This window comes from Streptomyces sp. NRRL F-5755, assembly GCF_001279365.1.
Taxonomy (GTDB): domain Bacteria; phylum Actinomycetota; class Actinomycetes; order Streptomycetales; family Streptomycetaceae; genus Streptomyces; species Streptomyces rimosus.
In genome coordinates this window covers 1-9,257 of sequence record NZ_LGCW01000082.1, presented here as the reverse complement: position 1 = coordinate 9,257, position 9,257 = coordinate 1, and the positions used below count along the sequence as shown (strand labels likewise).

Annotated in this window: 6 protein-coding genes; 3 read left to right on the top strand and 3 right to left on the bottom strand. The window is 73.0% G+C overall.

What is annotated here, in order from left to right:
* Positions 1 to 324: 324 nt before the first annotated feature.
* Positions 325 to 885, bottom strand: coding sequence for a MarR family winged helix-turn-helix transcriptional regulator (locus ADK86_RS11525; RefSeq protein ID WP_030185778.1), 561 nt, complete (start codon positions 883 to 885; stop codon positions 325 to 327).
* Positions 886 to 1,017: 132 nt separating this feature from the next.
* Here ADK86_RS11525 and ADK86_RS11520 point away from each other — a divergent pair, with 132 nt between their 5' ends.
* Positions 1,018 to 2,352, top strand: coding sequence for an MFS transporter (locus ADK86_RS11520; protein ID WP_053696503.1), 1,335 nt, complete (start codon positions 1,018 to 1,020; stop codon positions 2,350 to 2,352).
* A gap of 154 nt (positions 2,353 to 2,506) precedes the next feature.
* Here the strand turns inward: ADK86_RS11520 and ADK86_RS11515 are convergent, their stop codons facing one another.
* Positions 2,507 to 4,282: a SpoIIE family protein phosphatase gene (locus ADK86_RS11515; protein ID WP_053696502.1), complete on the bottom strand. Its 1,776-nt coding sequence runs from the start codon at positions 4,280 to 4,282 to the stop codon at positions 2,507 to 2,509.
* 553 nt (positions 4,283 to 4,835) lie between these two features.
* Positions 4,836 to 6,209 carry an NAD(P)/FAD-dependent oxidoreductase gene (locus ADK86_RS11510; RefSeq protein ID WP_053696501.1) on the bottom strand — a complete coding sequence of 458 codons (1,374 nt, stop codon included), beginning with the start codon at positions 6,207 to 6,209 and terminating at the stop codon, positions 4,836 to 4,838.
* 443 nt (positions 6,210 to 6,652) lie between these two features.
* Here ADK86_RS11510 and ADK86_RS11505 point away from each other — a divergent pair, with 443 nt between their 5' ends.
* Both ADK86_RS11505 and ADK86_RS11500 read left to right on the top strand, forming a co-directional pair.
* The gene (locus ADK86_RS11505; protein ID WP_053696500.1) at positions 6,653 to 7,639 is read left to right on the top strand and encodes a TetR/AcrR family transcriptional regulator; all 987 of its coding nucleotides are present in this window, start codon (positions 6,653 to 6,655) and stop codon (positions 7,637 to 7,639) included.
* Between the two features lie 324 nt (positions 7,640 to 7,963).
* A partial coding sequence (locus ADK86_RS11500; RefSeq protein ID WP_234345808.1) for a sigma-70 family RNA polymerase sigma factor occupies positions 7,964 to 9,257 on the top strand: 1,294 nt, incomplete at its 3' end.

The window sequence follows — 9,257 nt, the reverse complement described above, 5'->3', positions numbered from 1 at the left end:
GGTTGTTCGCGCCTTCCGGCGTGATCACTACTTTAGCGGCTTTTCCCGTCCGGCTCATAATCGAGTCGGTGGGCCGGAATTCCGGCATGCCGAAATCCGCCCCGTTCGGGAGTCGTGCTGGTAGTGGTTGTGCCGCCGGTGCGGCGCGAGAGGCTGCCGCAGAACCGTTACAGCTCCATGGCAACTCGAAGAACACTACGTACGGGAGCGGGCCATGTCAACCGCCCCATACGGCCGCCCGTACCCGCCGGAAGCCACCTCCGGCCGTACCCGAACGGCTCGCGCTCGAACGGCGCGTACCCGACCGGCTCGAACCCGACCGGCTCAGTCCAGATCGGTCAGCCGGCCGTCCGCGTCCGGCTGGGCGTCCTCGACGCGGCACAGCAGACGGGTCAGCATTTCGCCGAGCTGACCGCGCTCCTCGGGAGAGAGGTCCTGGAGCAGGTCCTCCTCGAAGACCGAGGCCATGCGCATCGCCTCGACCCACTTCTCGCGGCCCTCCTGGGTGAGCTCGACGATCACCCGTACGCGGTTGGCCTCGTCCCGCTCCCGGGTGACCAGCCCCTCGCTCGCCATGCGGTCGATGCGGTGGGTCATGGCGGCCGGTGTGAGGCCGAGGCGCTTGGCGAGTTCACCGGGACCCATCTGGTAGGGCGCCCCCGCGACGACGAGGGCCTTGAGCACCTCCCACTCGGCGTTGCTGATGCTGAGGGCGGCGGTCTGCCGCCCGTAGGCGACGTTCATCCGGCGGTTGAGGCGCTGCAGTGCCGAGACGACCTGCTCCACCTGCGGGTCCAGGTCTTGGAACTCTCGCTGGTAGGCCGCGATCTGTTGCTCGAGGCTCGGTTCCGCGGGGCCGGCCGCCGTATCTGAGGGCTCAGGCATGCCGGGAAGTATGACACGGACCTCATTGGCGTTGAAGTCCTTCGCCATGTACTCTTTAGCTTCGAACTTTAGCTTTGAAGTCTTCAGGGTGTGACTGTCCAGTCCCCTCCGATCTGACCTAGGCAGGTGAGTGTGACCACCGCGATGGGCGCCGCGCTGCGCCGGATCCAGCTGGGCAACGCGCTGAGCGCGTTCGGCAACGGCTTCACGGTTCCGTATCTCTACGTCTATGTGGCGAAGGTGCGAGACCTGGGCGCGAGTACGGCCGGTGTCGTGCTCGCGATGCTCGCCGTCGCCGCGCTCGTCGTGCTGCCCCTGACCGGTCGGGCGATCGACCGGCGGGGTCCGCTGCCGGTGGCCGTCGTGGGTGCCGTAACCGCCGCGGTCGGGTCACTCGGTCTGGGCCTGTCCACCACCGAGCCCCTGGTCATCGCCTCGGCGATCGCACTCGGCGCCGGTATCGCGGTGATCCAGCCGGCCCTGGCGACGATGATCGTGTGGTGCTCGACGACGGTCACCCGGTCGCGCGCTTTCGCCACCCAGTTCTTCCTGAACAACCTCGGTCTGGGCATCGGTGGCCTGATAGGCGGCCTGCTGGTGGACGAGACGGCGCCCGGCAGCTTTGTGCGCCTGTTCGCGATCGAGGCCGTGATGTTCCTGGTCCTGGGCGCGGCGGTGGCCACCGTACGGCTGCCGCGGTCGCCGCGGGTGGCGGACCCGGTGCCGAGCGAGGCGCGGGCCAAGGGTGCCTGGCGCGCCCTGTTCGCCGACCGCCGGATGATGTGGCTGTGCCTGCTGGGCTTCGTGCTGTTCTTCGCCTGCTACGGACAGTTCGAGTCGGGCCTCGCGGCGTACGCCACCGAGGTCACGCGGATCTCACCGTCCACGCTCGGCATCGCGCTGGCCGCCAACACCGCGGCCATCGTGGCGGCCCAGTTCGTCGTGCTGAAGCTGGTCGAGCGGCGGCGCCGCAGCCGGGTGATGGCCGTGGTCGGGCTGATCTGGACCGTGGCGTGGCTCGCTGCGGGACTGTCCGGCCTGGTGCACGGTGCCCACGCGGTCGCCACCACTTTGCTGATCTCCACCTACGCCCTGTTCGGTATAGGGGAGTCGATGCTCTCGCCGACGGTCGCCCCGCTGGTGGCGGACCTGGCGCCGGCCTCGATGGTGGGCCAGTACAACTCGGTCTTCGCCCTGGTGAAGCAGCTGGCGCTGGCGGTCGGCCCGGCGGTGGGCGCCCTCATGGTGGGCCACGGGATGTCCGCCCCGTACATCGGGATGCTGGTGCTCTGCACCGTCGGCGTCACGGCGCTGGCCCTGCGGCTGGGCCGGATGCTGACCCCGGCGCAGGACAACCCGCACGTCCGGGCCTTCACGCCGGAGGCCCCAGCCGGTACGGACACGGAGGCGGACGCCCCGGCCGACGTCGCGGCGCCGCGACGCGAGTCCGTGACAGCGGTGGCGTGAGCCGCGAAGAGACAGCAGTGACGTAAGCCGTGCGTACGAGGGCCGGTCCGGCCGACGGGCCGGCCCCCACTGACTCCGGAAGGGCCGGGTCCTGCCGCTCCAGGCAGGACCCGGCCCTTCCGTCACGCGCACGCGCGCTCGTACCGCCCGTCCCCTACTCCCCCGACTCGCGCGGCAGCGCGAACTCGCACCACACGGCCTTGCCGCCGCCCGGCGTCCGCCGGGAGCCCCACGCCGACGCGATCGTCGCGATGATCGAGATGCCGCGGCCCGCCTCGTCCACGGGCTCGGCCCGGCGCCGCCGCGGCAGGTGGTCGTCGCCGTCGGTCACCTCGACGATCAGTCGGCGGTCCGTACGGCGCAGCCGCAGCCGCATCGGCGGGGTGCCGTGCTGGAGCGAGTTGGCGACCAGTTCGCTGGCGGCCAGGACGCCGAGGTCGTGCAGCTCCGGGGCGAAGCGCCAGGAAGCGAGCACGCCGGAGGCGAAGGCACGGGCACGGGGCGCCGCTTCCGTACCGCCGTGCAGTTCGAGGGCGGCGTTGTGGAACAGCTCGGCGTCATGGCCCGTGCGGGCCGGGTGCTGGAGGACCAGGACGGCCACGTCGTCGTCGTGGTCCGTGGAAATGCCGAGCGCGCGCAGCAGGCGGTCGCAGATGATGTCCGGCGCTCCGGTCGCGCCCGCGAACGCCCGCTCCAACGCCTCCACACCGTGGTCGATGTCCTTGTCACGGCGCTCGACCAGGCCGTCCGTATAGAGGACGGCGGCCGAACCGGGGCCCAGCGGGACGCTGCCGGAGGTGTGCAGCCAGCCGCCGGTGCCCAGGGGCGGGCCGGTCGGCTCGGCGGCGCGGTGGACCGTGCCTTCTGCGTCGCGCACCAGGATGGGGAGGTGGCCGGCCGAGGCGTACACCAGGCGGCCCTCGTTGGGGTCGTGGACCGCGTAGACGCAGGTGGCGATCTGGCTGGCGTCGATCTCGGCGGCCAGCCCGTCCAGCAGCTGGAGCACCTCATGGGGCGGCAGGTCGAGGCGGGCGTACGCACGGACCGCCGTACGCAGCTGGCCCATGACCGCCGCGGCGCGCACGCCCCGCCCCATGACGTCGCCGATGACCAGGGCCGTACGCCCCGCGCCGAGGGTGATGACGTCGTACCAGTCGCCGCCGACCGCGGCGTCCGTGCCGCCCGGCTGGTACGTCGCGGCCACCCGCAGATCGTCCGGCTGCTCCAACTCCTGGGGCAGCAGGGACCGCTGGAGCGTCACGGCCGCCGCGCGCTGGCGTGCCTCGGCGGCGCGCAGCCGTTCCGTGGACTCGACCTGGTCGGTGACGTCCGCGCCGAAGACGAGCACGCCCTTGTGCGGCGCCACACAGGCGACCTCGGGGTCGGGCGCCGGGCCGCTGGCCGCGACCTCGATGGGCGTGCAGGTGAACGTGTAGTACCCGTCGCGGGACTGGTCGGCGCCCGCGCCGCCGGGCACCCGGCGGGCCTTGACCGTACGGGGACGGCCGCTGCGCAGCACCTGGTCCATCAGCGGCAGCAGGCCGAGCGCGTCCAGTTCGGGCAGGGCCTCGCGCGCGGTGGCGCCGGGCGGGCGGGGGCCGAAGACGGTGGCGTACGCGCCGTTGACGTACGCGATGCGGTGCTCGGGGCCGTACACGACCGCCACCAGGGCCGGGACCTTGCCGAGGATGTCGTGGACGGACAGCGCGTCCACGCTGGGGGTGTGGTCCTGGGCGGGCGCGCCGTCGCCGTCCGCGCCGGGGCCGGAGCGCTCGGCCCGGGCGGCGGGGACGGCGCCGTGGCCCGCGCCCGGCGGGCCGCCCGCGGACAGGGCGGCGGGCCCGGACGGCGCGGACGCGGCACGGTCGGGCCGCGCGGCGCCGCGCCGCTGCGTGCCGGGGAGACGGGCGCTCCAGCGCGTGAAGTTCACGGAGGTGTACCTCTTACTTCGCGTCGTCGCGCGGGATCGGGCCGTCGATTCGGGGGGACCGTCCGCGGCCGCGCCGGTGGGAGCCCCACCCGGCGGACGCGGGGAGCGGTGTCGGCTGGGGGCACCCGCGGCGCCCTCTGGCGGATTGCAGCAAACGTCCAGAATCCTCGTGATTGTCACTCTTCGCGAATACGAGCCCACCCATGGTCACACGTCCAGTGTGGCCGACCGGACTGACATCCGTCAGACGCCGGAGGCGCCAGGTGGAGTTCCTGGCTCCGGGTGCCGGGCGGCTCGGGACCCCGCCGTCCGCGCCCCGCGGCCCCGTACGGACGGGGGTCCGGCAGGCGGTGCGGGCACCGGTGCGCACCGCGTTGACCGGGCCGGGAGGTCGTACGACCGGGTGATCCGGCTTCGGCGCGTCGTACGAACGGGAAATGGGAACGGCGGGTCGTAGGACCGGCCCGTGCGGCCCGTACAGATGGCGGCGCGACCGGCCGTCCGGCGGCGCGCACGCGACCCGGCACGCCCGGCGGCCGCTCCCGACGCGCCGTCAACCCGACTCGTGGTGACGGCCGGTGCCCGCCGCCAGCTCGAACTCGGCGCGCGGATGTTCCAGCGAGCCCAGAGAAACGATTTCTCGCTTGAAGAGTCCGGCGAGCGTCCACTCGGCGAGCACCCGTGCCTTCCGGTTGAAGGTCGGCACCCGGCTCAGGTGGTACACGCGGTGCATGAACCACGCCGGATAGCCCTTCAGCTGCCGCCCGTAGACGTGCGCGACCCCCTTGTGCAGCCCGAGCGAGGCGACCGACCCGGCGTACTTGTGCGCGTAGTCCACGACGGGCTCACCGCGCAGCACCGCCGCGACGTTGTCGGCCAGCACCCGCGCCTGCCGCACGGCGTGCTGGGCGTTGGGCGCGCACTCCCTGCGCGGCTCGTCCGGCCTGGCCGGCCCCTGCGCCGTCAGGTCCGGCACCGCCGCCGCGTCGCCCGCCGACCAGGCGTGTTCGACGCCCTCGATCCGGAGGGCGGCGGTGCACCTGAGCCGTCCGCGTTCGGTACGCGGCAGGCCGGAAGCGGCGATGATCGGGTGCGGTTTGACGCCCGCGGTCCACACGAGCGTGCGAGCCGGAAAACGCGCCCCGTCACTCAGGGCGGCAACGCGTTTCTCGTACGACTCCAGCCGTGTCTCCAGACGTACGTCGATATTGCGGGCGCGCAGTTCCCGTACCGCGTACTGCCCCATCACCGGGCCCACCTCGGGCAGGATGCGGCCGGTCGCCTCGACCAGAATCCATTTCATGTCCGCGGGCTCGACGTTGTGGTAGTAGCGGGCGGCATAGCGCGCCATGTCCTCCAGCTCCGCGAGGGCCTCCACACCCGCGTAACCGCCGCCCACGAAGACGAAGGTCAGGGCGGCGTCGCGGATCGCGGGGTCGCGGGTGGAGGACGCGATGTCCAGCTGCTCCAGGACGTGGTTGCGCAGGCCGATGGCCTCTTCGACGGTCTTGAAGCCGATACCGCCCTCGGCGAGGCCCGGCACCGGAAGCGCCCGGGACACCGAACCGGGCGCCAGCACCAGTTCGTCGTAGGGCAGTTGAAGACCGCCCGTACCGTCCTCCTTGGTGGCCGGTGTCTCGACCGTGGCGCAGCGCGCGCTGTGGTCGAGCGCAATCACCTCGCCGACGACGACCTTGCAGTGCGGCAGCACCCGGCGCAGCGGTACGACGACGTGCCGGGGCGAAATGGAGCCGGCCGCGGCCTCCGGCAGGAACGGCTGATAAGTCATGTACGGATCGGGGTCCACCACGACCACCTCGACGGCGGCCCGCCGCAGTTCCTCCCGCAGTTTCCGCTGGAGGCGCAGGGCCGTGTACATCCCCACGTAGCCACCGCCGACAACGAGAATGCGCGCCGGTTCCTTCACAGAGGTTCTCCTCGCGACATCGAAAGGCCGGCCGCGCGGCTTGCCTCCGCCGGCCGACCGGCTTGCCACCACCAGACACTGTGTTCCCGGAAGAACACAGCACTGTTCCATGACGCACCGGCGGCCGGACTTTGTCCACAGCCTCGGCGAAATGTATGACCGGTTCCGTGCGGTGGCCCGGAGTCCCGGATTCCGCGCCGCCCTTCGCTGGAGCGCAGGTCAGATGGCGGGTGGCGGACGGTGCGAGGGTGCGGAATCGGGGCGGATCGGGTCCGTACTCCGATCGGTGCACGGACTGTGCGGAACTGCCCCCTTCATTCTTGACCTGGGCTCAACTATGTTCGTACCTCGTTGGGGTGCAACCTCTCGTCGTCACGTCGTCACACCCCAGCAGTCAGGGCGGGGAGTCTCCGGGGGGAGACGTCATTACCGGGGGATCATCTATGCACATTCAGGGCTCTCAATGGCCGACTGCCGTATCTGCCGCCGCACCCACTTCCGAGACCAGGGGTAACGGCACCACGCACTCCGCAGCCGGCGGCCGGAGCACACCGCTGCGCGTCGACGCGCAGCGCAATCTCGAACACGTCCTGCGCGCCGCGCGCGAGGTCTTCGGCGAGCTGGGGTACGGCGCGCCCATGGAGGACGTGGCACGGCGCGCCCGCGTCGGGGTGGGGACCGTCTACCGGCGCTTCCCGAGCAAGGACGTGCTGGTCAGGCGAATAGCCGAGGAGGAGACCTCACGGCTGACCGAACAGGCGCGTACGGCCCTCGGCCAGGAGGACGACCCGTGGTCGGCGCTGTCGCGCTTCCTGCGGACATCCGTCGCCTCCGGCGCGGGCCGGCTGCTGCCGCCGAGCATATTGCGGGTGAGCACGGACGCGTCCGGCGGCCCCGGGGCCGGTGAGCCGCGGGTCCCGCAGCAGCGTTCCGCGTACGGATCGGACGGCCGGCCGGCTGTCCACGCCGACGGCGGTACCGGCGCGGCGGCCCCGGGCGACGCGGCAGCGGTGCCGGCGGACCTTCCGCCGGGCGCGTCCGCGGAGTTCCGCGTGGTCGCGCAGCGCGGCGCGCCCGAGGCCGAGTCCTCGGACGCCCCGGCGACGGTCCCCAACGGGATCACGAGCGCCGCGGCGAACGGCGTCTCCACGCGCGGCGCGGCCGCCACCAGCACGCTGGAGGCACCGGCCGCTCCGGCCGGCGAGACCGCGGCGGACGGCGGCGCCCAGGCGCTGCTGGAGGTCGTCGGGCAGCTCGTCGAACGGGCCCGCGCGGCGGGCGAGCTGCGGGCCGACGTGACGGTCGCCGACGTGCTGCTCGTCATCGCCACGGGCGCGCCGTCCCTGCCGGACCCGGCCCAGCAGCAGGCCGCCTCGGCCCGCCTGCTGGAAATCCTTCTGGAGGGGCTGCGCTCGCGCCCCGCGGGGTGAGGCGAGACGTTCATCCGGGTGAACGGTCCGGCCAGCCGCGTGAGCGTGAGGTGGCCGGCCGGGCCGTACAGCCGGACATGCTGATCACCCGTCCGTCGGGCACGGGCCGGACCGGTCGAGTACGCACCGGAGCCGGTCAGGTCCGAACCGCATCGGTCGGGTACAGGCCGAAGAAGTATTCCCCGTACGAGTGACCTTCAGTGCTCGCGGCGGAGAACTCGCCCCGGACGAGTGGTTGGTGTGCTCACCGGACGAGCCGCGGGCCGCTCTATGGCACGCTGACGCGGTATTACCGCAGTGACGGCGTGTTCGGGGGCCTCGGCGATGGATGTGGACGGGCGGAACGAACGGCGCGACGGCGAGGCCGGTCCGGCCGACGCCGGCGCAGCCGCCGGATCACGGTCCTCTCAAGTCCCCGGACAGAAACGTCCGTACGGGGCGCGTGCCGAGGGCGACGAACACGACCGCCACGACCGGGCCGCGGACGACCACCGCCCCGGACCGGCCGAACGAAGCGTTCCTGCACAGCGTGAGCGCGCCGACCGCGCGGATGGCGGCCCGTACGGCCGTACCGCGGACGGCTCGAAGCCCGGGGCGGACGAGCCGGAGGGCGCGCGGGGAGCGAAGGGCCGGGGCGCCCACCGCAAACCGAGCCGCAAACAGGCGCCGCGCCCTGCCGAAGCGGCCGTGCCTCCCCCGCAGTCCCCACGGGACGCCCCCGCCGAACCGCCCGGCCCGCAGCCCTCGGACAGCGAGCTGGTCGCCCTCATGCGCGGCGGCGACGACAGCGCGTACGAGGAGCTGTACCGCCGCCACGCCGGCGCGGTCCGGCGCTACGCGCGCACCTGCTGCCGCGACGCCCACACCGCCGACGACCTGACCGGCGAGGTCTTCGCCCGCACCCTCCAGGCGGTGCGCGGCGGCGCCGGCCCGGACACGGCCGTACGCGCCTATCTGCTGACCACCGTGCGCCGGGTGGCCGCCACCTGGGGAAGGACGGCGAAGCGCGAGCAGTTGGTCGAGGACTTCGCGGTGTTCGCGGTGTCGGCGGCCGGCGCTTCGCTGGACGACGACACGCTCGACCTCGGCGCGGACGTGCGCGCCATGCACGACGCCGAGCAGTCCATGGCCGTACGGGCGTTCCGTAGCCTGCCGGAGCACTACCAGACCGTGCTGTGGCACACCACGATCGAGGACGAGTCGCCGAGCGAGGTCGCGCCGCTGCTCGGCCTGTCGGCGAACGCCACCGCCGTACTGGCCCACCGCGCCCGCGAGGGGCTGAAGCAGGCGTACCTCCAGGCGCACGTCAACCGCGCGCTGACCGCTGAGGGCGACTGCGCGCGGTACGCCGACCGGCTCGGCGCGTACGCCCGCGGCGGGCTGCGGATGCGGGCCGAGCGCGGGCTGCGCAAGCACCTGGAGGACTGTGCCCGGTGCCGCACGGCGGCCCTGGAGGTCGCGGACGTCAACGAGCGCATCCGCCTCGTGCTGCCCGTCGCCGTCATCGGCTGGTTCGCCGCCGGATACGCGGTCAAGGGGGCCGCGGCGGCGGTGGGGCTCGGCGGGGCGGGCGCGGTGGCGGGGGCCGGTGCGGCCGCGGCGGCCGGCGGGGTGGGAG

Bases quoted from the DNA above. Each gene is read 5' to 3' on its own strand.
- ADK86_RS11525 (WP_030185778.1), bottom strand. From the start codon at position 885: ATGCCTGAGCCCTCAGATACGGCGGCCGGCCCCGCGGAACCGAGCCTC.
- ADK86_RS11505 (WP_053696500.1), top strand. From the start codon at position 6,653: ATGCACATTCAGGGCTCTCAATGGCCGACTGCCGTATCTGCCGCCGCA.